Here is a 26,053-nt window from a genome sequence, read left to right on the forward strand (position 1 = left end):
GACAAATGTTTAATTAACAAAAAAACAGTGTACTGTTTTTTTCTAAAAATATTGGTAATCCCATAATTTTTGATAGGAGGAATTTTAAAAATGATGAAATATTTACAAAGAATTGGTCGCTCTTTGATGTTACCTGTAGCAGTATTACCGGCTGCGGCGATTCTGATGGGAATCGGTTATTGGATCGATCCTGCAGGCTGGGGAGCAGGGAATCCGATCGCAGCATTTTTAATTAAAGCCGGATCTTCTATTATTGACAATATGGCGATTCTTTTTGCAGTTGGAGTAGCACTTGGAATGTCAAAAGAAAAAGATGGTTCTGCCGCTATGAGTGGTTTGGTGGCTTACTTGGTTATCACAACGCTGCTTTCAACAAACTCAGTAGCGATGCTTCAAGGGGTTGACCCGGAAAATGTCAACGCGGCTTTTGCAAAAATCGGAAATCAATTTGTTGGGATTCTTTCAGGGATCGTAGCATCCATTATGTACAATCGTTTTAGTCATGTACAATTGCCGGCTGCATTATCTTTCTTTAGTGGAAAACGTTTAGTTCCAATCATGACAGCTGTTTCTATGTTGCTGGTTTCAGTAGTATTGTTCTTCGCATGGCCTGTAATCTTTAATGGATTAGTAGATTTTGGAACATGGATCAGTAAGTTAGGGTTTATTGGGGCAGGATTATATGGTTTCTTCAATAGAATTTTAATTCCTACCGGGTTACATCATGCTTTAAACTCAGTGTTCTGGTTTGATGTCGCTGGAATTAACGATATTGGTAATTTCTGGGCAGGAACTGGAACAAAGGGAATTACAGGAATGTATCAAGCTGGATTCTTCCCAATTATGATGTTTGGATTACCAGCTGCAGCGTTAGCAATGTATCATACTGCAAAAACGAAAAGAAAAAAACAGGCGGCATCGCTGATGTTAGCGGCAGGTTTTGCTTCATTCTTTACTGGGGTAACAGAACCGCTTGAATTTTCATTCATGTTTTTAGCTCCGGCACTTTATGTGGTTCATGCAGCCTTAACAGGTCTTTCATTAGCTGTTGCAGCATTTTTCCATTGGACAGCAGGATTTGGTTTTAGTGCAGGATTTGTTGACTTTGTATTAAGTTCAAGATTACCGTTAGCTAATCAGCCTTATATGTTGCTTCTGCAAGGACTTGTGGTAGCGGTCATTTATTATGTATTATTCAGATTCTTAATTATAAAATTCAATTTGGCAACGCCTGGAAGAGAAGAAGATACAGATGAAATGCTTGAAGAAGGTACAGCAAGCAGTGATCAATCTCCCGCAGAAGGCTCTAAATTTGCAGTAATGGCTGCCAAGATCTATGATGGCCTAGGCGGAGACGCCAATGTAACGTCTGTTGACAACTGCGTGACTCGCTTAAGAATTGAAGTGAAAGATATGGATGCGGTAGATCAGAAAAAGATTAAAAATACGGGTGTACCGGGAATTAATATTGTTGGAAAACATAGCATTCAAGTTATTGTCGGAACGGAAGTACAATTCATAGCAGATGAGATAGAAAAAATCCGCAAATAAATAGCAATAGATCTTTAAATAGGGATGCATTATTCTACAATATTAAACAGCGCTATGTAGTAAAGAGAACATTGAGGAAATCGACAACTAAACTTATTTCTATTACTTCAACGATATAAAAATAAACTATAAAATTATCAAATCATTGGCCTAGCGTATTCAAAATAAGTCAGTTTACATTATTTCTTTTAAAGGGGGTGTAAGATTTTTGTATAGCAAAGTGGTTGTGCATTAAATTTATTAGAAGCCACTAAATAGCGGACTTGACGGTTATTGAATGCTAACTTTAACATCATTGAAAAACTTATGTACAAAAGGAGAGAAATTTATGAAAAAGATAATGGTTTTGCTTTTAAGTACTGTTATGTTATTGCAATGTTTTTTCATTCCTTCAAAGACTCTTAATGTAAAAGCAGAAGATAAATACAATAATGACTATGTGGCAACTATTAATTTTGATAAATTTAAGAAGAAAATTCAAGAAGATGATTTGATGTTGACAGTGAAAAAAACACTTTTAAATGCGAATAAATACGCTTTAAACGTATGGTATAAAGATAAAAAACATCTTGATACGCAAGAAGACCAGGAGTATTACAATCTTTACAAGGCTGCTGGTTCAAACGTCAATGAATATATTTATCGTTTTCCAGCAGGTCAGGCATTTGGGCTGGCTGTTTCACTTAAAACAGGTGCTTATGATGAAAGTTATACTGGAGTAAGTGTAGAAGACGCAAAAAATTACGTAATCAAATTATCAACTTCTGTTGCGTATGCCCATAAATCCAATGGCGGTAATTATAAGGCTTGGGGAGATGATTGGCAGGCAGCTCATTGGGCATATTATGCAGGGTACGCAGCATGGCTATTTTGGGACGATTTGAATGAGGAACAAAAAAAATTGATACTAAACATGATTACTTATGAAGCAGATCGTTTCATCAATAAAAATCCTGATTATTGGAAACTTACAAACGGAAAAGAATTATACCCAGGAGATTCAAAAATTGAAGAAGATAGTTGGAACTCCGAATTATTGAATCTGGCTTCTCATATGTTACCACGGCATGAACATGCAGATGCGTGGTATTACCGCATGATCGAATATCAGTTAGCTTCCTTCTCTACTCCAGAGATGAATGAAAGTGATGAAATCATACATGGAAGAAAAGCAAAAGATTGGGTTTATGGATATAATGTCAATAGCGATGGAACAGTTATCAATCATAATCTGATCCACCCAGTCTATAATGCAGCGGCAACCGGTGTAAACAGCTCGATTGTTAATAGCCTAGTTGGCGAAAAACTTCCACTAGCTGCAAAATACAATTTGGACAATCTTTATAGTGGATTAACTGAAACAACCTTTACATCTCCACCGTATGTTGCACCGGGTGGAACAATGTATGTAAAAGATTCTAGCGAATTATATTATCCTCAAGGTACGGACTGGGGCACGGGAATATTTGATACATTTGCCAATATTGATATTTCTGCTTACGTATATGGATACGGTAATGATGCGAAAAAATGGGCAGAATTGCATGCGAATAAAGTTTTAGGACAACAAGACCGCCATGAAGATGGTCACACATATGAACCGAGTGAAAATTCCTATTTAGGAAGAGAGGAAGCAATATCAACAAGAATGGGTTCTGCTTATATGACGCTTTGGTTAAATGAAAAAGTAGGTGTGAAATTTTCTAACAAGCCTGTAGAATTTCCACATAAAGATTTACCCGAAAATCAGGAATATGTTTTTGCAAGCGAAAGTACATTTGTTCGCGGCGGGAGTTACGGTAACACTTCCTATTATCCAACAGACATAATGGAAGTGAAAAATGATGGAGGAGAAACTTCCTCTTATTCCCGAGAAGGTTATCTAAAATTTGATTTATCTGAAATGAAAAGTTACCCGAAATCAGCAATGCTTTACCTTCCTGTTGTAGAAGTAGGAAGCTTAGTAGAATCTAAAAATATAACAAATTCTATTGAATTGGTAGACGATAATTCATGGTCTCAAGAAAATCTTACATTTAATAACAAGCCCCAAAAAACTGGGGTAATAATAGAAACATGGACTCCAAATAAAAACGGGCTGATGATTGATATAAGCGAATATGTAAAAAAAGCATATGATTCAGATGGTAAATTGAGTCTAAGAATCTTTTCTAATGTTAGTTCTTCTGGAGATACTTTTGTAAGATATGGAACGAGTCGTCAGGCTGATCCAAATTATATACCAAGATTGACCTTGACATACTGAATTGAGAATGGAAGAGGTTCCAATGGTGGGGATAACAAACCTGACGAAAAGCCCGATGGAACACCTGATGAAAAAAAGGTGACATTAAAACCTTGATCAATAGATACCCTTACCTATCTGTATGAACAAAGGACTAATAGGAATGCCGATAATTAAAGATTATCGGCATTCCTTATTTAATTTCTGAATTTTTAAAATTTATTGATAATATCCTCCCTAGGGGGATATTATATATATAAGGAGGAGAATTAATATGAGTGATCACACACACCAACACAATCATGAACATAAACATCGAAAACAAGTCATCAATCGTCTTGCAAGAATAGAAGGTCATGTACGGTCCATAAAGGAAATGGCAAAAGACGGTAGAGATTGTCCTGATATTTTGCTTCAGATCGCAGCAGTAAGGAAAGCATTGGACAATACAGCAAAGGTTATTTTCTCTGATCATATGGAAGGGTGTCTCGTTAATGCTGTTCATAGTGGCGATGAAGAAAAAGTCCTCGAGGATTTAAAAAAAGCTCTAAACAATTTTATCCGATAGGAAGGGATGTTCATGTCCGCAGAAAGACTTTTGGAAGGTTGCACAACAAAGGAGAAGCTAACAACGATTCTTTTATTAGCTATTCCAGCGATGATCGAGAATATCTTACAAACAGTGGTAGGCTTTGTCGATACTCTTTTTGTGGCTAGATTAGGTCTAGTGGAGGTCACGGCCGTAGGGATTGCAAATGCCGTATTGGCAGTCTACATGGCTATCTTCATGGCCATTGGGGTTGGTGCTTCATCCCTGATTGCCCGTAACATAGGAGCTGGTAACATGAGTAAGGCAAAGACTGTAGCAAAACAATCCACTATTTTAGCTATTATCATAGGAATGATTTTTGGATTGATCACCTTACTTTTATCGGAATCATTACTTCAGCTTATGGGGGCGGAATCTCAAGTCATTGCAGAAGGCGCTGTTTATTTGCGAATTGTTGGAATCCCTTCGGTTTTCATTTCCTTGATGATTATTTTGGGAAGTATTTTACGATCGGCTGGCGATACTAGAAGACCGATGAATGTTGCTTTGTGGATGAATGCCTTACACATTGCTCTCGATTATATACTCATCTTCGGATTGGGAAGTTGGATGGGCTGGGGAGTTGCAGGTGCGGCTTGGGCTACCGTGGTTGTAAGGATACTTGGTACATTTACGCTTTATTACTACATTAAAAAATCACCTGTATCCTTTTCACTATTTGATTCAAGCGATGCAGAGTCACAGTATTCATCCATTATTAATTTATCGACACCAGCAGCTATTGAACGTCTAATCATGAGGCTTGGTCAGGTCCTTTATTTTGGATTAATCGTTTATATCGGAACGGAGACTTTCGCTGCTCATACCATTGCAGGGAATATTGAAACGTTTTCTTATATGCCTGGTTATGGTTTGGCAATCGCAGCTACAACGCTTGTCGGCCAGCATTTTGGGGCTGGGAAACTGAAAGAAGCTTATCATTATGGCATACTTACAACGGGAATAGCAGTCATATTCATGAGTTTTATTGGGCTAATCATGTTTTTCACCGCACCTTGGATGGCAACCTGGTTTACGGCTGATGTTGAAGCGATTAGAATGGTTACCATTGCTTTGCGAATTGATGCATTTGCCCAACCTGCCTTGGCGATTGGACTCGTTTTAGCAGGCGCCTTGCAGGGGGCTGGTGATACAAAGAGTCCGATGTACAGTACGGCTATTGGGATGTGGTTAATTAGGATTTTAGGAATCTATATTTTAGGAATCTATTTTAACATGGGGATTGCAGGGATATGGATCGCCATTGCAATAGACATACTTATACGGGCGATATTCCTAACTTGGAGATATCAAACCTTTTTTAGACGCTTGATTAAGGAAGACATTGAAGAGCAGGGTTATATGGTATCAAAGTAAAAAATTTTGAGATGTTAAATGCAGCTCTTTTTCTCTTAACAAACCGGTAATTTTTCCAAATAATAAACAATGTAGAGCTGTTATACCTTGAAATTAAATCAATTCTTTTACCAACGGGTGCATTTCTTCAATAAGAGGAGATGCTTTTTTATACTGTAAACGTGACAGTTTAACACTTAATTTATTACGTGATTTCAAATAGATTCCAAAATTAATAAAAACCTGAATCGATAACTTTAGAGTAGAATATCGGTTATATTATTTCGGTACTCCTTAATAATATACAAAATATTTTGATTATTCTTTACATTCACCTCGAAATTAAATACAATATATTTGTATACAATTATATTTGGATGCATTTTATAGGAGGTGAAAATTGTTGAGGGCCCAACGAGATATTCCATTAATGAGAGTTTCGGCTAAAGACTTCGCCTATACAGAGGTCAAGCAAAGAATTATCAATTGTAAATATAAGCCAGGGAAACAAATCGTTGAAGATGAATTATCTAATGAATTGGAGATTAGTCGAACACCTCTGAGGGAGGCTCTTCAAAGGTTAGAACTAGAGGAATTAGTCGTTCGTCAGCCGAATGGGCGTTTGAAAGTTGCACCAGTGTCTGTTGAAGAAGTAAAAGAGCTATTTTTAGTTCGTAGCATGTTAGAAGGAATTGTAGTGTCAGAAGCTGTTGATAATATATCGGATCAGGATATTAAAAATTTATCTTATTTGGTTCGGATGGTTAAAGAGACTTCAGGGGAAGGAAACCATGAGGATGTCAGTAATTTTGGAACTCAATTTCATACTTACCTTTATAATCTAAGTCAAAACAAAACGGTAGTAAAAATACTATTTCAACTTAACGATCATATCACACGATACAGACGCTTAGCGCATTTTATTGACACAAAAAAAACCTCTGATGAACATGAAGTAATTCTCGATTTCATAATTAAAAAAGATAAGAAAAATGCTGAAACAACTATGAAAAATCATGTGTTAGATTCGATGAATCAGGCTGTCCTAGCAGTAATGCAATATGAGGAAACTTTGCAAATCGAATCCAATTAATATTAAAAGCAATTAAGCATTTATTATTCAAAGGATTCCAATATTTATTACAAGTGAATAAGGGGGATAATATGACATTTGCGGTGATTGGGGCAGGTAATACAGGCCAAGCGATTGCAAGCTACCTCTCCTTAAAAGGGGAGAAGGTAAAATTATATAGTCGAGACCCATTAAAAGCAAAAAAAATTTCGTATCAAGGATTAGAGCTGAAAGGGATGTATTCTGCAAAGCTGAGTATAGAAGCGTCTTCTCTTATGGAAGAGGTCATCGAAGATGCAGAATTCGTCATTATCACCACTACATCTTTCGGACATAAACAAGTCTTTAGTAAACTGAAACCTCTTTTGAAAGAAAACCAAACAATAGCTATATTTCCAGGTTATTGGGGAGCAATGGAATGTAAGGAGATTCTCGGAGATCTTTTAGAAGAGAAGAATATTACAGTTGCAGAAACTAGTGCGATGCCTTTTGTTAGTAAAGCAGATAATGCAGGATCCGTCTTCATCAATAAAATTAAGAAAAATGTTCTCATCAGTTCCATTCCTACTTCAAAGAATGCTTCCATCTCAAACAAGTTTTTAGAAACCTTCCCACAGTTAATAACAGCTAAGAATATATTTGAGACATCATTAAACAATTCAAACGTTGTTATCCATACTCCAATTACACTTTTCAACGCAAGCAGAATCGATTCATCTGAGGAATTCCAATTTTATGGTCAGGGTGTTTCACCCCTAACCGTTTCCTATATTGAAAAACTTGATCATGAAAGAATAATGTTAGCAAACTTGTTACAAGTTGAAACACAAGACATTCTAACTATCTTGAATGAATTCTATGGAGCTGATTATTCAAGCCTTTATGAGGCGCTACCAGGGCTGTTCCCAGTTGGAACCGCACCTACCACTCTAAATCATCGGTACATCACAGAGGATATCCCATTTGGACTTGTTCCTATATCGGAATTAGGAAAAAAAGTAGGAATTGAAACTCCTTATACAGATTCAATCATAAACACAGCTTCTTTATTCATGAATACGGATTATAGAGAAGAAGGAGTTAATTTTAAAGATTGGGCGAAAGAGGAAATCTTAAGTGCTGGAGGGCTAACACAACAAATCTAGTAATACAAAATTTAATATAAAGTGGGAGGCAATATAATGACTGAGTTAGCGACTGGAAATAAAATTGCTGTACTTAAGAAGAAGGTAACTGCGGTTGATTTAATTACAATTGTCGTATTTGCTGTCTTGTATCGAGTACTATGGTATTTCTTTAAATTTGCAGGAGTTGTCTTTCCCTTTAATCATACTTTTGTTTATCTATTTTGTGCTTTCTGTCTAGTCCTGTGTTGGGTGATTGTAAGGAGGCCGTATGCTTCTGTCTACTTTACTGCTGCCTGGTGCGCTATCAACTTTTTTATCCAAGGAGAAATACCTGTATATTGGGTCTTGGTTGTAATTGCTCCATTGTTACCTGAAATCTATTTAAATATGAGAAGAAAAGCTTTTGCAAATGCTGACGAGGTTTATTCCAGTACAAAAGATTTAATCGTTGCAGCTGTTCTATATAACATGGTATACGAGGCTTTTGTTTGGTGGAGTATTATTAGTGTTTATCAGATTCCAGTTCCGTTTAATATGATTGCAATCGTATTCGCCATTTCTATTATAGGTATGATAATTGGAGCTGCTATTGCAAGGAAACTTGGGCTTAAGTTAAAAGGTCTATTAGGTTGATAGTCTAGTAATTTACATGGAGGTGTAAGCAGTGGCTGCAATTGATTTTGTTTCCAACTTGGATGAAAATACGTGGGTCCATAAATTGGACCCAAGAGCTAAATTACTTTTAATATTGAGTTTTGTAATTATTCCACTCTTATTCATGAATCCAGTTTATTTAACTTCCATTCTAATGTTGGGGTTGCCGTTATGGTTTGCAGCGAAGATTAAGATTAAGCCAATCCTTCCATTGCTCGTAACGATCGTAATACTTGCAATGTCTGCGATTGTTTTTGCCACTTTTTATAACTACAACCAACCAAATGCTAACATCCTTTTTTCAATTGGCTCACTTCAAGCAACCGATATTGGCCTATATTCCGGCCTGATCCTTGGTTATAGGATTGCCATTCCTTGTTTTATGACGATCATTTTAATTTTAACAACAGACCCCGCTCTATTGGCAAAAGGATTAATGAAAATGAAGGTACCTATCAGTGTTGCATTTATGTTTTTGGGTACCCTGCGATTTTTCCCTCTAGTGTTCGAGGAATTAACCAATATATCAAATGCCCAAACAATTAGAGGAGTAAATAAGAAGGGGATAAGAGGAAGTTGGAACAGTTTCAGATTGGCTGTTTTTCCCTTATTAATTAACTCTTTGAGAAGAAGCAGAACAATGGGTCTTGCCGTTGAAAGTAAGGGGTTCAGTAAAATGGCATGGAAAGAATACTATCAGGATATGAAATTCTCAAATATCGATACGTTTATTACCATTTTAACGATTATTTTCTTAATTGTTGCTTTATATGTAAGATTTGTTTTGGGGTTAGGTGCAGATAATTCAGTCGTCTTATAGTAAAGTTTCCGTCAAAAACCTCACAAAAAGGAGTGAGAATATGAGCAATAATATTATTGAGGTGAAAGGCCTAAGTTATTCATACCCCGGGGTAGAAATTAATACATTGAATAATATAGACTTAGAGATCCAGAAGGGCGAGTTTGTCCTCATTACTGGTACAAGCGGAAGTGGCAAGACAACTTTGGCTAAATGCTTAAACGGTATCATTCCTCATCTCGCTGAGGGTAAATTAGATGGAGAAGTAATCATCAACGGAAAGAATACACAAAGTGTGCCTATGCATTCTCTTGCCTCAGAAATAGGAATGGTTTTTCAAAACCCTGAAGACCAAATTTTTTCAATAAGAGTGGAAGATGAAATTGCCTTTGGGGTAGAATGCCAAGGATATACTCAAGAAGTAATAAAAGAACGGGTACACTATGGGCTGCAAAAGCTTAGATTAGAAGATATTAAAAAGCAAATAACGTTCTCTTTATCCGGTGGGCAAAAACAAAAGGTGTCAATTGCAAGTAACTTAGCGATGCTACCATCAATCTTAATTCTTGATGATCCTACAACGGACCTGGATCCAGTCAGCAAACAAGAAGTCATGGATATATTAGCAGAATTAAAGGAAGAAATTGATACGACATTTCTTATTATAGAACATGATTTAAACGATCTTATTGAGTTTGTTGACAGAGTCATCATTATGGATGAAGGAGAAATACTATATAACGGGCATCCGAGCGAAATATTATATAATCATTTTAATGAATTGGATGAGTTAGGAATACGTATTCCAGATCATATACGACTGGGTAAGTTTCTGTTTCACAAAGGGTTTAAATACGATTCCTTTCCTATATCAAAAAAAGAAATTTCTGAGTGGGTTAAAGATTTACTTGTTACTAAGAAATTGACTCTGCCAATATATGAAAATAACTTGAAAAGCAGTAACCAAGAAATCGTTGCTAAAATAGAAGATGTGAACTTCAGTTATCAGAAAGATAAACAAATCCTTTTTGATATTAACGTAGAAGTTAATAAAGGGGAACTTTTAGCCATTGTAGGGCATAATGGATGCGGCAAATCTACATTAATGAAGAATCTAATCGGATTATTAAAGCCATCTGAAGGTAAAGTCGAAATCAATAACAAGGATACTAAAAACTATAAAGTCCAAGATATCATTTTAGATATTGGATATGTTTTTCAAAATCCTGATAATCAGCTATTTTGTAACACTGTTGAGGAGGAAGTCCAATTTGGTTTAAAAAATAGGGGCTATAGTGAAGATGTCATCAGTGAACAAGTAGAACTGGCTATCAATACTGTAGGGCTGCAAAAGAAAAGAAAAGAACATCCTTTTTCCTTAAGCAGAGGGGAACGGCAAAGGTTAGCTGTAGCTACAATGCTAGTTTCAGATCCAAAGATTATCTTGCTGGATGAACCCACCACCGGTCAGGATGATCAAAGCTTAAAAGCTCTCTTAACCTTAATGGAAAAGTTGGTAAAGGAAAAAGGAGCAACAGTGGTCATGATTACTCATGATATGGAAGTAGTTGCTCAATACGCTAGTAGAGTATTAGTCATAGACGCAGGGAAAATTGTACTTGAGGGTTGTCCTAAAGAAGTATTCTTTCAAAACTATCAAAAGCTTCATTCGCTAAAATTAAAGCCACCCATCATCTCTCAGTTTTCAGCAGAATTATTAGAATATGGATTTCCTCAAGTATTAAATTGGCACATGTTTAATGAAGAAGTGGTAAATTATAACCAAGATACTAAGATTGTATAAAGAATCTGATGAAACGCTATTAAATGACTACTATTAGCACCGTTCAAAAAATGAACGGTGTTTTTTCTATATAACATACAATATTATATATGTTTATTTTGTTGTTATAATATATGTCAATATATACAAAAGATTATAATATAGCTATTACCAAATTCCATTTTTAAATGTGGATTAACATAAAGATTTTCAAAAACGCCATTCGTGTTATTCAATTAAAGGGCCACTTTCTGGAGTAACTTATTGTGTAAATGCAGTGATTTTGAAATAATGGTTATTATGACTAATAGGGGTCCTGACGCATCACCGTCAAGCTAATATTTTTAAGTGCACCTAAAACAAACAATTTTAAATAACAATAGTGATTTTTGAGAATTTAGTTCATTTTTTGGTTTTGGGGATATTCTAGTTTTTCAGCTTGATGGCGATGGGGTAATACCAGTGTCTGTGTCCCAGGGAGAAAAGGACAGACTTGGCATCAGAATGAAACGAAGAGTCATGATTTCTTCATACGACTAGAGAGTTTGGCAGCTATGCCCGTGGGGAGGAGAGACCAGACTCTGACTTGTATTGGTTCATTTATAGACCTTAGAAAAGGGGTGTATCTACTTTGAAAGTTATTGAAACAAATCGATTAGTACTTCGTTGGATATCAACTGATGATGCGGAGTTTATACTTGAGCTTTTGAATGAGCCTTCATGGTTCCAGTTTATCGGGGATAAGGGTGTGAGAACCCTCGAAGATGCGCGAAATTATATTTTGAAAGGACCCGTTGAAATGTATGATCGTTTGGGGTTCGGTCTGTATTTGACCGAATTGAAAGAGGAAGGTATTCCTATTGGGATCTGCGGTCTGATAAAAAGGGATGCCTTGGAAGATGTGGATATTGGATTTGCCTTTCTTTCCAGGTTTTGGGCGAAAGGATATGCCTATGAGTCAGCCTCTGCAGTAATGGCGTATGGAAAAGACGTTTTAGGTCTTAATCGCATAGTGGCTATAACTTCTCCAAACAATCACAGTTCTGCTAAACTACTTGAAAAGCTGGGGTTGCAATTTGAACGAATGGTTAAGTTTTCTAATGATTCTCAAGAGGTTAGGTTGTTTGCGAATGAAATCTAACTATCCTTTGAATCCTGAGGAGGAAGAAAAGAAAAGAATGAAATCCTTCTCCAAACTGTACATCGAGAGCTATAGAAGAATAGATTTCTGTAATTGCTTTATCTGAAGAGACAGGTACTTGTCTTTGTGATGATGGTGTAAAAGTTATAGGAAATGCTCCAGCCTATGTTTTTGAAAGTGAAAATAAAAGAAGAACTCAACCAGAGACTTTTATTTAAAATATATTTTCTTAATAAGCTAACGGGTGGCTTTCCTTGAATACCAGTTTTGTGGGAAAATCTGCCTATTTCATTAAAATGAAATCAGAATTTATTGTAAGAAACTAAAATAAAGTACAGACTCGAGGAAAAAGGATTTTTGTAGAATAGGGATGGGGGGGGTTTTTGTGACTACACAAATTGCCTTATTTGGCTCCTCGGCTTTTGTTGATCAAGTGCAAGAGTATACAAAGGAATTAGCTGAGATTTCCATAGTTCCATTTATTTATAAAAATCCTAATGAAGTGGTTGATCAAATTGAGAGTGCAAAATATTGTGATGTTTTACTTTTTTCTGGAGTATTGCCTTATTACTTTGCGCGAACTGCACTATTGACATATAAAAAGCCCAGCGTCTATATCTCAAATGATGAATATATGGTATCTATTTCTATATTTAGATTGCTTTATTCTGAAGGCTTTCCACTTGATAGGATTTCTATTGATTTGCCTGACCGCTCCATTCTGTTGCAATGCTTACATGATTTTCAGCTTGACGAGAAAAATTTATGGGTAATCGATTATCCTTTTATTCTTAATAATGAGGTTTCATCCTCTTTTTCCACTAAAGAGATTGTCTGCTATCATGAGCAGCTTCACAAGCAAGGAAAAGTAGATATAACCTTAACTAGTATTCATGCTGTCTATGATGCACTTCTTTCAAAAGGTATTAAGTGTCAGAAAATGATTGATCCAAAAAAGAATATTTTGAACACAATCCATGAGGCAGTTGTAAAATCTAAACTTTATCAAACAGAGCAGTCTCAAGTTGCAGTTGGTTATATTTTAGTTGAAGCTGAAGAAGTTGAAGATTTTTTGGCCCATGATATATTGCTTCATTTTGATTCCGAATTTGAAGGTACCATTCAATATATTGAGGATGGATTGTTTGTTTTTTATAGCACAAGAGGGACAATGGAGAAGGCTACAAGCTTCTATCAAACATACCCACTTAATCACTATATGAATAATCATCCTCTGATTACGATTAAAATGGGGATTGGATTCGGACTAACGTCAAACGAAGCAAAACGTAATGCGAAAATAGCTTTATCTCATGCAGAAAAGCATCAAAGTAAAAACATCGCTTTTATTGTCACTGATGATGAAAGAATTATTGGACCATTAGGGGAAAAAACAAGCAAGGAATATCAACTAAAAAGTGAAGACAAAAGGATTCAAGAGATGTCAAAAAAAGCTGGAATAAGTGTTGCAAAGTTCAATCATTTCCTTCACTTCATAAACAATCTTCCGGTTAATCGGTTTACAGCCGAAGATATCTCCGAAAACTTTAATGTTACAAGACGAACAGCTGAAAGATTAATGAAAAAGCTGATAGAACAACAATTAGTCATTAAAATTGGTGAAGAACAACTGCACCAGCAGGGAAGACCTAGAGCCATTTATACATTTCGATTAAAATAGTAGTTTAAAAAAGTAGCTCCTTATATTTAATGGAGCTATTTTTTATTAGATTTTTTTTTGAACATTGACAATGATAAATTAATTATTTATATTATTTATAATAGTTTGAAAATTAATACCTTTTTTTTGGTGAAAAGCGACATATTTACGACGAAAAGCAGTAATGGATTTTCTAAAATCTAAAAACTTGAGAAGAGGAAGGTGAAGTTAAGGCAAACTAGTTGAAAAGGTGGAAGGTCCCAAGGCATTCATGTATTTTTATTCTTTTTGCAGTTATCAAGGTTATATCCAGCAGTAAAATTATCACTTTTTTAAAAAGCGACATATTTACGACGAGATTTTATGAGGGATTTAAAACCTATTAAATTAAAAGGAGCGATGTGAATGTCTGTTAATGTGCAAACGAGTGGTCAAAAGGTGCAAAATCCAAAATGGAGGGTTCCGCACGTTTTTGTTATTTTAATTTCTGTTATCATCCTTGCGACTATCAGTACTTATATAGTACCTTCCGGTGAATATGAACGTGTAGAAAACGAACAAGGTAGAACTGTGGTTGTAGATGGCAGCTATAGTACTGTTGAAAGTTCTGCTGCATCCTTTCTTGATATTTTTCAATCTATTCATACAGGTATGGTTAACTCTGCAAGCATTATTTTTTACATTTTTATTGTCGGGGGTTCGTTTGGGATTCTGCGTGCGACTGGAGCGATTGAAGGAGCTGTTCACAGTATTTCAAGCAAAATTCAAGGAAAAGAACAACTTCTCATTCCGGTACTGATGACGTTTTTTGCCCTTGGAGGCGCTATGCTGGGTCTTGCAGAAGAAACGCTTCCTTATATAACGATTATGGTCCCACTCGTTATTATGCTTGGTTTTGATTCAATGGTTGGTGCAGCGGTAGTTTTATTAGGAACATCAGCTGGATTTACTGCTGCTTTTATGAACCCATTTACTGTTGGAGTTGCACAAGGAATCGCTCAACTACCGATATTTTCTGGACTTGGCTTACGAATCATCTTTTTTGTCATCTTTTTAAGTGTCAGTATTTTGTATGTTATGCGATATGCAAGAAAAATTAAAGAAAATCCTGAAAAAAGTCTTGTTTTTCAAGAAAGCAGACAAATATTTAGTTCACTTGAAAAACAGGAAAAAGTGGAGTTTACGGGTCAACATAAAGCTGCATTTATTGTCCTTTTCCTCTCTCTAGTTACATTAGCTTTTGGGGTAAGTAAATATGGTTGGTTTCTTACTGAAATCGCCGGTCTTTTCCTCATTATGGGTATAGCGATTGGTCTAGTTTCAAAAATGTCGTTTAGCCAAATGTCTGAATCATTTATTGAAGGCTGCCAGGTTCTTGTTCTTGGAGCGCTAGTTGTGGGAGTTGCCCATGGCATTCTAGTTGTATTGCAAGATGGAAAAATAATGGATTCGATTTTGTATTCACTCGCAAGTGCAGTTGGGTCGTTGCCATCACAATTATCAGCAATAGGGATGTACTTGGTTCAATGTTTAATCAATTATATTGTTCCCTCTGGAAGTGGTCAGGCGGCTTTAACGATGCCGATTATGGCACCACTAGGTGATTTAGTAGGTGTTACAAGACAAACCGCAGTGTTAGCATTCCAATTTGGGGATGGTATTTCTAATATATTCACACCAACATCCGGCTACTTTATGGCTGGGTTAGCATTGGCAGGGATTTCCTGGATTAAATGGGTAAAATGGATTTGGCCACTCATTTTAATTCATTACACACTTGGTGCAATTTTTGTATCAATCGCTCATCTAATTGGTTATCAGTAAAAACGGAGTTAGACTCATATTTATAAAATAATATGTAACTAAAAATTCAAGCAAGAGTAAAGGGAGAGAGTTAAATGGATTGGTCTGAATTAGAAAGAAAAATGGTTGACTATCGTCGACATTTTCATCAATATCCAGAAGTTTCTCATGAAGAGGTAAAAACACGGGAATTTATTAAACGAGAGTTGATGTTATTAGGTCTAACACCGTTTTCCTTTTCAGGAAAAGATGTTGCTGTCGATTTGCAAGGAACTAAGTCTGGGAAAATGGTTGCGATTCGGGCTGATATGGATGCATTACAAGTTGAAGAAGAAACAGACTTACCTTTTTCTTCAAAGAATAAAGGTGTGATGCATGCGTGTGGTCATGATGGGCATATGGCAATTTTACTTGGGCTTGTACACTTCTTTGTGGAAAATCGTGAGCGTTGGAGTGGTACAATCCGTTTTATTTTCCAACATGCTGAAGAAGCAGTCCCAGGTGGTGCAAATGATATTGTTAAAAATAATGGACTAGAGGGAGTGGAGGCGATTTTTGGTTATCACCTTTGGCAGCCCCTACCTACAGGCACGATCGGTATTCGTAGTGGTCCAGTTATGGCGGGTGCAGATAAATTTAGAATTCGTATATTTGGAAAAGGCGGTCATGGGTCGATGCCAAACGAAACGGTTGATCCAACCCTTCTCGCAGCACAAGCGATTACACAAATTCATACAATCGTAAGCAGGTCGTTACACCCTTTAGATCAAGCTGTTGTAAGCATTGGCGAATTGAAATCAGGATCCACCTATAATGTTATTCCTGATACTGCCTATTTATCGGGAACGGTACGTCAATTTAGCAAAAAAATCTCTAAGCAAATCCATGAAAGACTAGATAAAATTTTAGCTGGAATATGCCTTTCTTATAATGGAAGATATGAACTTGACTATTCTTATGGCGATTCGGCTGTTGTAAATGATGAAGCATTATGTTCTTTAATGAAAGAAAAAGCTGTGGAATTATTTGAAGAAGAAAGAGTTGTAGATATAGATCCTTTATTAGGAAGTGAAGATTTTTCCTGCTATACCTATGATATTCCAGGGATGTATACGTTTATCGGGGTTGGAAAAGATGACTCTCCATATGGCCATCACCATCCCAAATTTGATATTGATGAAACGGTGTTTGTTCCATCAGTTAAACTAATATCAGGAGCAGTATTAGACTTTCTAGAAAGGAGTAGGTGTGATGCGAATAACATCAGCAACAATCTACGGTATTCATCTACCTTTCATTGAGCCGTTTATTATTAGCTACCATAAATATGTAAATATGCCATCCGTCATTGTTGAGTTACATACGGATGAAGGGATCATAGGGTATGGGGAAGCAACACCTGATGAACATGTTACAGGTGAAACCTTTGATGGTGTCATCGTAGCATTATCACAATTAATATTACCAGCAGTAAAAGGAGAGAATCCTTTTCGGATTGAAGCAATTCATGAGAAAATGGACCAACTCTTATATGGAAATCCGACTGTGAAAGCAGCTGTTGATATTGCATGTTATGATTTAATGGGGAAAAAGGCAGGAGTACCTGTTTATGATCTGTTAGGTGGAAGATACCATGATCAGCTTGAGGTTCCAAAAGTATTAAGCATTTTGGAACCGGATGAAATGGCAAAACAAGCAAGGAAAGCAAAGGAAGAAGGGTATTCCTCCATAAAATTAAAGGTTGGGACAGATGTTAGGAAAGATGTTGAGCGAATTAAGGCCGTTAGGGCGGCGGTTGGTCAAAGCTTTCCAATTCGGGTGGATGCCAATCAAGGATGGCAAACTTCATCGCAGGCACTTTCAGTAATTCGAAAAATTGAAGAATGTGATATCGATTGGATTGAACAACCTGTAGCAGCAGATGATATCGATGCTTTAGCAGAAGTTCGAAGCAAAACAAAGATTCCTGTTATGATTGACGAAGGATTACATGGATTAAAAGAAATGCGAGAGGTTATCGCAAAAAAGGCTGCAGATAAAATCAATCTTAAGCTAATGAAATGTGGTGGCCTATATCGAGGAAGTCAACTCGTCCACATGGCTGAAATGGCTGGAATGACATGTCAAGTCGGTTCTATGGTAGAATCAGCCATCGCATCCGCCGCCGGTTTGCACCTTGCAACAGCGAAAAAATCAATCCAAAGCCACGAGCTTGTTGGTCCATTAATGTTCTCAAAAGATATTGCCCACTTGCCATTCACAACAAACTCAATATCATTATCTAAAAAACCTGGTTTTGGTATAGACATAGACCCATTCGCATTAGAGCAAATGACAACTAGAAAAATACAAGTTGATGTCTAATCCTTAAGGTTGCAGTCCCTACGATTTGGATCGAGATAGACGAAACCAAAATTGAATTAGAACTACTACTACTACTTGTCCTTCATCCTGCGGGTAACACGATGTTAAGTTCGGAAGGAAAACTTCTTGTGGAGTCTGGTGGAGATTTACAAGTTGGGCAGTTTAAGTGCCTTCCATTTGAACTCGATGGTGGGGCAGCAGGAAAAGACATCGATCTTGAAATTACAGGCGCTCTCAGAGATGGATATTGGAGGATTGTATCACTTATTATGATGCCTTAATGGTCACAGTAGCGACCTGAAATTTGTCGAATAGGAATATAGGGCATATCCCTAAAAAAAGACTTAACCCATTCCAAATGGCAGGAATGGGTTATTCTTTATGTTCTTATATTGCAACAAGGTGGTTTCTAAAGGATCGTTAACAAATAATTTACCTTATATTCATACTCGATCGATTATATATAGTTAAAATAAGTATGATGCCGAAATTTGTAGAAATATTCAAGAAATAGAAAGGGTGCAAAAGATTTTATACCTAGTGTATCGAAAATATTGTTAAAGGAGTCGTCCTATGTCAGATTTAGTTAACCTTGTTAGAAGGAATGTTTTTCAATCTTCGTTTGTACATATTCTAATCGTTTCAAGGGAAGCTGGACAATGGACAACTTCGAAGTCTAGTCAAACAGTTGAAGGTCAATCAGGGAAGCACATAACGGAGGAAGCTGCTTCTATTTTGATTAAGACTTTGAATTCGTCACAGTGACGCCTCGGATTTTGTCGAAATAAGAAGATATTAAAAAGGGAAAGCAAATCATCAACGGATTGAATGATATTGCTTTCCTTTTTTTATTAAACGGGCACAGTGACTTCACGGGTTTTTCAAATGCACGTAACAAAAAAAGTTCTTTTCATGAACATTTGTTAAAGTCATTAGGAGTTTTCAAAGGATAGTAAGGTTTCACGTAATACTGTTTCAAAACTTTGCAATGATAAAGAATACATTCCGAGCCCAAAAGTAATGAAGAAAATAATAAACACTGATAGAAAAGTAGATTCAGGTAAGACAATGGATGCTTTTTTTGATATTTAGAAACAGCAAGTTTTAAATCTAACCTAGAGAGCGTTTGCCGCGAACAAGAACATGATTATACATACCCTTTGCCACGATCTTTCTAGGATTCAGATATAGCCATTCCCTTAAGACAAGACCCTTCCTAACTTCCAGCAACTTTTGCACCTTTATTCAAAACACCTTGCATATATTAGCTTGGGCGGAAAGAACCAATTTGAAATTTGTCCCCCAATTTTGCTTTTTTTGGAGATGAGAATACACAATTTTCTGGATATTTTATTCAAACGCTCTAGTAGGGAAAGTCTCTAGTTGGAGCAGATATTCATCCGGTAAATGATCATTCTACTTAGTAATAATGGTATTGTTCTTTAATTGGGCAGGTTTAAATAGATTAAACTTTTTAAAATCATTAATAAGATGAGCTTGATCACAATATCCGAATTCATCCACCACATCTGAAAAAGAGGTGCGTTCATTAGTAAGCAGAAAGAAAGCCTTTTGGAATCTAATGATCTGACTAAAAAGCTTTGGTGGAATTCCAACTATCTCCGCAAACTTCATTCGTAAATATCGATCGGAATAACCAGTATCTTCTACTAGGTCTTTCATATTAAAGTTTCCTTTGGATAAATATATTTTTTTTATAGAATAATCAACAATCTTGGGTATCTCTCTAAATTCAATACATTTTCCAATTTTTTCGAACAGCTCTATCCTCTTATGAAATGAATTTTGTTCTGCTATTCTGTCAACAATTGAATCTTCTAGTGAAATGATATTACAAAGAGGAAGTTTCTTATCTATAATATCAGGCATGGCATTATTAACAAATTTAATTGCATGCTCAGGTAAAATGCGAACCCCAAAGTGCTCATATCCGGGTTGGAAATGTAATTGTTTAATTTGCAATAAACTACCGTAAATATGAGCAGAGGGTTTTTTCGGATTACAGCAAAAAATAAACTCGATACATCCGTCGGGAAGGGCCGGGACCCAGTCTTTAAGATGATCAATCTTAAACTGATAGAATAATATGATTGGAAGTTGGGCAGAATCCTGTATTGGTTTTAGCTCTATATAATAATCAGTATTGGATTTCAATCCAGGTTGAAAGGGAAAATAATGAATAGTTTGTAATGTGTTTCGTACGTTTTTATTAATCATAAATTTCCTCCGTTCCTTTGAAAATCTCTAGGAATACCTATGGAGCTTTTTTATAGATATACAATTGTTAAGAGCAGGTTGTTATTATATTTTTTTACCTTGGAAATTTAGACAAAAGTTTGCTCCCTATTCTCTAATAGTACAATGCTCTTCTTCTATCACCCACTTTTATATTTTTAGCTAATCAATCATTTCGTTTGTGCCGCGAATGAAAATTTTTCAAAGGCAATAATTAATAGAATTAAGTTTCTAAAACTTTAGATTATAACAAAAAAATAAAAATTTGTAATGTTCCGATTTTTTCAATATTAATCATTAGGAATATAATACACTTAATGCAACAAAGGGGAAAGGAAGGGATCAAAATATGAATTTAACAATGCAAAAAATAAACTGGGAGCAAGTTAAAGAATGGGATCGTAAATACCTGATGAGGACGTTTAGTACCCAAAATGAGTATCAACCAGTACCGATTGAATCAACAGAAGGTGACTACTTGATTATGCCTGATGGCACAAGATTATTAGATTTCTTCAATCAACTTTATTGTGTCAATTTAGGTCAGAAAAATCCAAAAGTTAATGCTGCGATCAAGGAGGCTTTAGACCGATATGGTTTTGTATGGGATACTTATGCAACTGATTATAAAGCCAAAGCAGCAAAGATAATTATTGAGGATATTTTAGGTGATGAAGACTGGCCAGGAAAAGTAAGGTTCGTATCAACAGGAAGTGAAGCAGTGGAAACGGCACTGAACATAGCGAGGTTATATACAAATCGCCCACTAGTGGTTACACGAGAACACGATTATCATGGTTGGACTGGTGGAGCTGCAACTGTTACTCGATTAAGGTCATATCGAAGTGGTTTAGTTGGGGAAAATTCAGAATCTTTTTCAGCACAAATACCCGGTTCATCATATAATAGTGCTGTTTTGATGGCGCCATCCCCTAACATGTTTCAGGATTCGAACGGCAACTGCCTAAAAGATGAAAACGGGGAATTGTTGAGTGTAAAGTATACACGTCGTATGATCGAAAACTATGGTCCGGAACAAGTGGCAGCAGTGATAACTGAAGTATCGCAAGGTGCAGGCTCTGCTATGCCCCCATATGAATACATTCCACAGATCCGAAAAATGACAAAAGAACTAGGTGTCCTTTGGATTAATGATGAAGTTCTTACTGGCTTTGGGCGGACAGGGAAGTGGTTTGGATATCAGCATTATGAGGTACAGCCAGATATAATCACTATGGGTAAAGGACTCTCCAGTTCCTCACTCCCTGCTGGCGCTGTCTTAGTTAGTAAGGAAATTGCAGCGTTTATGGATAAGCACCGATGGGAGTCAGTATCCACCTATGCTGGTCATCCAGTTGCGATGGCTGCGGTCTGTGCAAATTTAGAAGTGATGATGGAAGAGAACTTTGTTGAGCAAGCGAAGAATAGCGGCGAGTATATAAGTAGTAAACTTGAACTTCTGAAAGAAAAACATAAAAGTATAGGCAATTTCGACGGATATGGCCTTTTATGGATAGTAGATATTGTGAATACCAAGACTAAGACTCCTTACGTAAAATTGGACCGGAACTTTACGCACGGGATGAATCCAAATCAAATCCCAACACAAATCATTATGAAAAAAGCGCTAGAAAAAGGAGTGCTGATTGGTGGAGTAATGCCTAATACAATGAGAATTGGCGCATCTTTGAATGTTAGTCGCGAAGACATCGATAAAGCAATGGATGCACTGGATTATGCACTTGACTATTTGGAAAGTGGAGAATGGCAGCAATCCTAATGTTACCATTTCAGACTAATAAGGAATGGATCCACAATTAAATCCATGATCACTTGGATATAAACAAGAGTTAAAACGCACCTTGAAATGAGAAATCTTGTCATGTTTGGTGTGGTTTTTATGTCTCCTATAGCTTCAATGATGCTGTTCGGGAATAATGTAATCGCTTCCAAATGGGGTATGATATCATCTTACCTTACCTTGTTTCTTTTACTGCCATGTTATTTACTGCATATAGTTATGGAAAGATGAAATTGGTAACTGTTTAGGAAATTGGTCTGCTGAGAGGGAAATCAAAAAAACTCTCCTAAATAAAATATAAGTATTATCGAAAAGGCTTGTAATTCATAAATGCCACTTTTCAGTAAGGGAATGAAAAGTAAAAAAGATAATGAAGAATGTAAACATATAGTGGAATGTTGATTAATTACAGTTAATTCAGTTTATGAAGCATGATGGTAAGTAGAATCGATAAGACTTTTATTTGTAAAGCTATCAGATGGTCGAAATACGAAACTAGAAAGAAAGAATTTACAACATGGAAGATTACATAAGGAGTCCTTAAATAAGTGATAAAAGTATTTGCAAATGGGGGTCATAAATTTGGAAGCGATAAATATGGATATATTTAACAAAACATACACGATGACCATTGATGGGAAGGCCGTAACCTCGGATCGGATGATTAAAGTTATCAATCCAGCCAATGAGGAAGTGATTGCAAGTGCTCCGGATGCGAAGAAAGAGGATTTGGATGCGGCAGTTAGAGCAGCAAAAAATGCTTTCCAAGGATGGTCGCATAAAACAATCGAGGAACGTAGCGATTTCTTGTGCCGGTTAGGAGACGCAATCAACAAGCATAAAAATGAATTTATGAATCTCTTAACTCTTGAGCAGGGTAAGCCTCGATCAGGAGCAGATTGGGAAATTAATGGGTCCATATACTGGTGCAAAGAGATTGCAAAACAACGATTGGATGTAGAAGTTATCGAAGAAACACCAGAGCATATCGTTGAACGACACCATACACCGCTTGGAGTAGTGGGTGCCATTACTCCATGGAATTTTCCGGTTCTTCTAGCGATTTGGAAGATTGCGCCTGCTCTCATGGCGGGTAATACAGTGGTATTAAAACCGTCTCCATATACACCTTTATGTACGCTTAAGCTAGGTGAAATCGCTCGTGAGATCCTTCCGAATGGAGTACTGAACATCGTCTCGGGGGGGAACGAACTTGGTCAATGGATTACTGAGTATCCAGAGATAAGTAAAGTTAGTTTTACTGGATCAACGGAGACCGGTAAAAAAGTGATGCAAAGTGGGGCATCTAACTTGAAGCGAGTTACGTTAGAACTAGGTGGAAACGATGCGGCCATCGTTCTTCCAGATGTAGACCCCAAGGCTATTGCCAAAGATTTGTTTTGGGCATCCTTCCAGAACAGTGCACAATTTTGTGTAGTATGTAAGCGACTTTATGTCCATGAGGACGTATACGATGAGGTTCTTCATGAGCTGGTTGAGTATGCAAAAACCGTAAAGGTGGGTGATGGAAGTGATCCCGAAAGTGATCTTGGTCCAATACAAAATCGGATGCAATATGAAAAGGTAGTTGGACTTATAGAGGATACAAAGCAAATTGGTGCGAAAATTGCCTTAGGTGGGCAAGTGGAGAAACACCCCGGCTATTTCGTTCCCGTTACCATCGTGGATAATCCACCCGAAGATTCCCGAGTAGTAACCGAAGAGGCATTTGGTCCCGTACTTCCAATTTTAAAATATCGTGATTACGATGAGGTCGTCGAACGTGCTAACAGCACGGTCTACGGACTTGCGGGATCTATATGGGGTAAAAATCTTACACTTGCAAAAGTTATAGCAGAAAGGCTTGAGACTGGAACGGTATGGATCAATGAGGTACATGTTTTCTCGCCAAGTATTCCATTTGGCGGCCACAAACAATCTGGTATAGGGATTGAAAACTCTCTTGATGGACTCGCCGAGTATACAAACTCGAAAACAATCATGGTAAACAAAAAATAGATTGTCTAGAGGTCTATCTATGTATCTAAAAAAGAAAGGGTGGAAAGACACCATCCTTTCTTTTTTACTCCTAATCACAAAATCTCAAATGTGTAGGATTTAACTACTTCTTATTCTTACTTACCTGTTAGTAACGTAAAAAGTGAGTACAATGGTTAAAACCTTTTTGGTCCTATAATGCCATATCTATTAAATTCGGAGGGTCTGATGTGGCTAAAATCTTTAATATTACAATAAGGAAAATAATATTTTTGAATGACAGTTTTTAATCGGAGAATTGGAAGTAGAATTAGTCCCTCAAGGTACGTTGCCAAAATGGTATTCATGCGGCGTAATACTTGAAGTATCACTCTTGAAAGGGATTTAAAAATGAACCCCAACTGAAAAGTATTTCATAATTTTTTGTTTGCTAAAGTCAGCTTCAGAAAAGGTGAGGTATTTGAGAATAAAAGGAGAAATTTATAAGAAACGATCATATAAAAGTAGTGGTTTATATCATTCCACTTACATCACTTTTATTAGAGTTCATCAAGGAATTATGATAAATGGAGAGAACATTATTATTATTCCTATTCTAAGTGATGAGATGCATAGGTATGAAGTGGGAGAACATATTGATCTAAATGGAAGAATCGAGTTTAAACGCATTATTACTTCTACCGGAGACCTCAGTTTTTTGCCTGTCCCAGTTATTATTCCAGAAGGTGAAATACCCATCAATAAATGTGTAAAGTTTGATGAACATAAGAACGTTGTTTAATTATTTCAATACCCAGATACACTCATGATAATTGATTGCTATATGACAAATTACGCTTGCTTAAGATGCTCTAATTGTCCTACCAGGAAGGGAGGTAGGTAATCATATTAGAAAACATTTTCCTAGCGCTACCCCTTAGCAGCATGTTCCCCAATCCTCGGCCATTTGGCACTAGGATAATAATAAAAAATGATACAAAGCTTTTTTTATGGGAGTATTCTGATCTCGTTCCAATTTCTATTTCCCACAGGGAGGATCTTCTGTGAGAGTATCATCTAGCATTTGTCGGTAGGGTGCTCTTATAAAGTCGCCTTCATATATATGTAACCAATTTTATGGTTTTAAGTAGCTTTAGTTTTTTAATACTTACCGACCCTTTTTTGAAAATACACCTCTGCAAGGCACACTATGTAAAAACCTTCACACATTGTTCAAATGTATTAGGTTTATATAGGTTACTTTCGGTGTATTATTATAATAAGAATATTCAGAAAAAAATACATGAAGCGAGTTGAAATTAGATGAGGAAAGATACTTATAAATCATTGAAAGAGCTTATTGAGCAGAACAAGAAAGAGCTTTTAAATGACAAAAAGGCAATGGATATGATTGAGAAGCGCATAGAAAAACGACATACATTAAAAAAGCTTGCCTAAATCGCTTATAACAGTAATGATAAGACAGTGCAATTCTCGTATGGATTGCACTGTTTTTCATTTAAATACCATTTAATGAACAATAAACAAAATCTCATCCAGTGAAGAATGAGTATTTTCTATATTTTTTATTCGACCAATAAAACAAAAAAATTATCATTATACATGGCTTTTTTCTATACAAATTTAATAACAATTCCGTATACAAATTCACAAAATGTGACAGATGTCAGAACCCGTTATATTGAAATGCAGGGTTTTTTCTTGTTCCGCAATCGGGCCAGATTGTGGAGGAATGGATTTTCTTAATCATATAATTTATTGTAAACTGAATTCACACAGCTATTTAAACGATTTATTATAAAACAAATATTTATATAAACCATTATGAGTAAAAACAATAAGGGGGAACCTAAC

The 26,053-nt window shown here is 36.3% G+C and carries 21 protein-coding genes; 20 read left to right on the top strand and 1 reads right to left on the bottom strand.

Annotation, left to right across the window (positions count from 1 at the left end; all coding sequences use genetic code 11):
• The first annotated feature begins 90 nt into the window (after positions 1-90).
• The 16 genes from nagE to LIT25_28090 all read left to right on the top strand — a co-directional run bounded on the left by nagE (position 91) and on the right by LIT25_28090 (position 18,909).
• On the top strand, positions 91-1,551 hold the full coding sequence (gene nagE, locus LIT25_28015) for an N-acetylglucosamine-specific PTS transporter subunit IIBC (GenBank protein ID USK36592.1): 1,461 nt from the start codon (positions 91-93) through the stop codon (positions 1,549-1,551).
• A 328-nt stretch (positions 1,552-1,879) separates the two neighbouring features.
• On the top strand, positions 1,880-3,817 hold the full coding sequence (locus LIT25_28020) for a DNRLRE domain-containing protein (GenBank protein USK36593.1): 1,938 nt from the start codon (positions 1,880-1,882) through the stop codon (positions 3,815-3,817).
• Positions 3,818-4,070: 253 nt separating this feature from the next.
• A complete protein-coding gene (locus tag LIT25_28025; protein USK36594.1) occupies positions 4,071-4,364 on the top strand; it encodes a metal-sensing transcriptional repressor in 294 nt (97 codons plus the stop codon).
• Positions 4,365-4,376: 12 nt separating this feature from the next.
• Entirely contained in the window at positions 4,377-5,762 is a 1,386-nt protein-coding gene (locus tag LIT25_28030; GenBank protein USK36595.1) for an MATE family efflux transporter, read from the top strand.
• Positions 5,763-6,141: 379 nt separating this feature from the next.
• Positions 6,142-6,834, top strand: a complete 693-nt coding sequence (locus tag LIT25_28035; protein ID USK36596.1) for a GntR family transcriptional regulator — start codon at positions 6,142-6,144, stop codon at positions 6,832-6,834.
• A 53-nt stretch (positions 6,835-6,887) separates the two neighbouring features.
• Positions 6,888-7,958 carry an NAD/NADP octopine/nopaline dehydrogenase family protein gene (locus LIT25_28040; protein ID USK36597.1) on the top strand — a complete coding sequence of 357 codons (1,071 nt, stop codon included), beginning with the start codon at positions 6,888-6,890 and terminating at the stop codon, positions 7,956-7,958.
• 36 nt (positions 7,959-7,994) lie between these two features.
• Entirely contained in the window at positions 7,995-8,573 is a 579-nt protein-coding gene (locus LIT25_28045) for a hypothetical protein (protein USK36598.1), read from the top strand.
• Between the two features lie 31 nt (positions 8,574-8,604).
• Positions 8,605-9,414, top strand: coding sequence for an energy-coupling factor transporter transmembrane protein EcfT (locus LIT25_28050; GenBank protein USK36599.1), 810 nt, complete (start codon positions 8,605-8,607; stop codon positions 9,412-9,414).
• A 40-nt stretch (positions 9,415-9,454) separates the two neighbouring features.
• The gene (locus LIT25_28055; protein USK36600.1) at positions 9,455-11,197 is read left to right on the top strand and encodes an ATP-binding cassette domain-containing protein; all 1,743 of its coding nucleotides are present in this window, start codon (positions 9,455-9,457) and stop codon (positions 11,195-11,197) included.
• A 610-nt stretch (positions 11,198-11,807) separates the two neighbouring features.
• Entirely contained in the window at positions 11,808-12,317 is a 510-nt protein-coding gene (locus LIT25_28060; GenBank protein ID USK36601.1) for a GNAT family N-acetyltransferase, read from the top strand.
• Between the two features lie 385 nt (positions 12,318-12,702).
• Positions 12,703-13,998, top strand: a complete 1,296-nt coding sequence (locus LIT25_28065) for a hypothetical protein (protein ID USK36602.1) — start codon at positions 12,703-12,705, stop codon at positions 13,996-13,998.
• A 384-nt stretch (positions 13,999-14,382) separates the two neighbouring features.
• Positions 14,383-15,801, top strand: coding sequence for a YfcC family protein (locus tag LIT25_28070; protein ID USK36603.1), 1,419 nt, complete (start codon positions 14,383-14,385; stop codon positions 15,799-15,801).
• Positions 15,802-15,875: 74 nt separating this feature from the next.
• On the top strand, positions 15,876-17,081 hold the full coding sequence (locus LIT25_28075; protein ID USK36604.1) for an amidohydrolase: 1,206 nt from the start codon (positions 15,876-15,878) through the stop codon (positions 17,079-17,081).
• Positions 17,032-18,144, top strand: a complete 1,113-nt coding sequence (locus tag LIT25_28080; protein ID USK36605.1) for a dipeptide epimerase — start codon at positions 17,032-17,034, stop codon at positions 18,142-18,144. Before LIT25_28075 ends, LIT25_28080 begins: the two co-directional genes overlap by 50 nt.
• A 101-nt stretch (positions 18,145-18,245) precedes the next feature.
• On the top strand, positions 18,246-18,425 hold the full coding sequence (locus LIT25_28085) for a hypothetical protein (protein USK36606.1): 180 nt from the start codon (positions 18,246-18,248) through the stop codon (positions 18,423-18,425).
• Positions 18,426-18,717: 292 nt separating this feature from the next.
• The gene (locus LIT25_28090; protein USK36607.1) at positions 18,718-18,909 is read left to right on the top strand and encodes a hypothetical protein; all 192 of its coding nucleotides are present in this window, start codon (positions 18,718-18,720) and stop codon (positions 18,907-18,909) included.
• Between the two features lie 651 nt (positions 18,910-19,560).
• Here LIT25_28090 and LIT25_28095 read toward each other — a convergent pair.
• The gene (locus tag LIT25_28095; GenBank protein USK36608.1) at positions 19,561-20,382 is read right to left on the bottom strand and encodes an AraC family transcriptional regulator; all 822 of its coding nucleotides are present in this window, start codon (positions 20,380-20,382) and stop codon (positions 19,561-19,563) included.
• A 367-nt stretch (positions 20,383-20,749) separates the two neighbouring features.
• Here LIT25_28095 and LIT25_28100 point away from each other — a divergent pair, with 367 nt between their 5' ends.
• The 4 genes from LIT25_28100 (at position 20,750) to LIT25_28115 (ending at position 25,636) form a co-directional block, all read left to right on the top strand.
• Positions 20,750-22,180, top strand: coding sequence for an aspartate aminotransferase family protein (locus LIT25_28100; protein USK36609.1), 1,431 nt, complete (start codon positions 20,750-20,752; stop codon positions 22,178-22,180).
• Positions 22,181-22,798: 618 nt separating this feature from the next.
• Complete coding sequence (locus LIT25_28105; protein USK36797.1) at positions 22,799-24,220, top strand: aldehyde dehydrogenase family protein; 1,422 nt, start codon at positions 22,799-22,801, stop codon at positions 24,218-24,220.
• A gap of 439 nt (positions 24,221-24,659) precedes the next feature.
• A complete protein-coding gene (locus LIT25_28110; protein ID USK36610.1) occupies positions 24,660-24,980 on the top strand; it encodes a hypothetical protein in 321 nt (106 codons plus the stop codon).
• Positions 24,981-25,501: 521 nt separating this feature from the next.
• Positions 25,502-25,636: an FbpB family small basic protein gene (locus LIT25_28115; protein USK36611.1), complete on the top strand. Its 135-nt coding sequence runs from the start codon at positions 25,502-25,504 to the stop codon at positions 25,634-25,636.
• The last annotated feature ends 417 nt before the right edge of the window (positions 25,637-26,053 follow it).

It is taken from the genome of Bacillus sp. F19, from assembly GCA_023823795.1.
Classification (GTDB): domain Bacteria; phylum Bacillota; class Bacilli; order Bacillales; family Bacillaceae; genus Bacillus_P.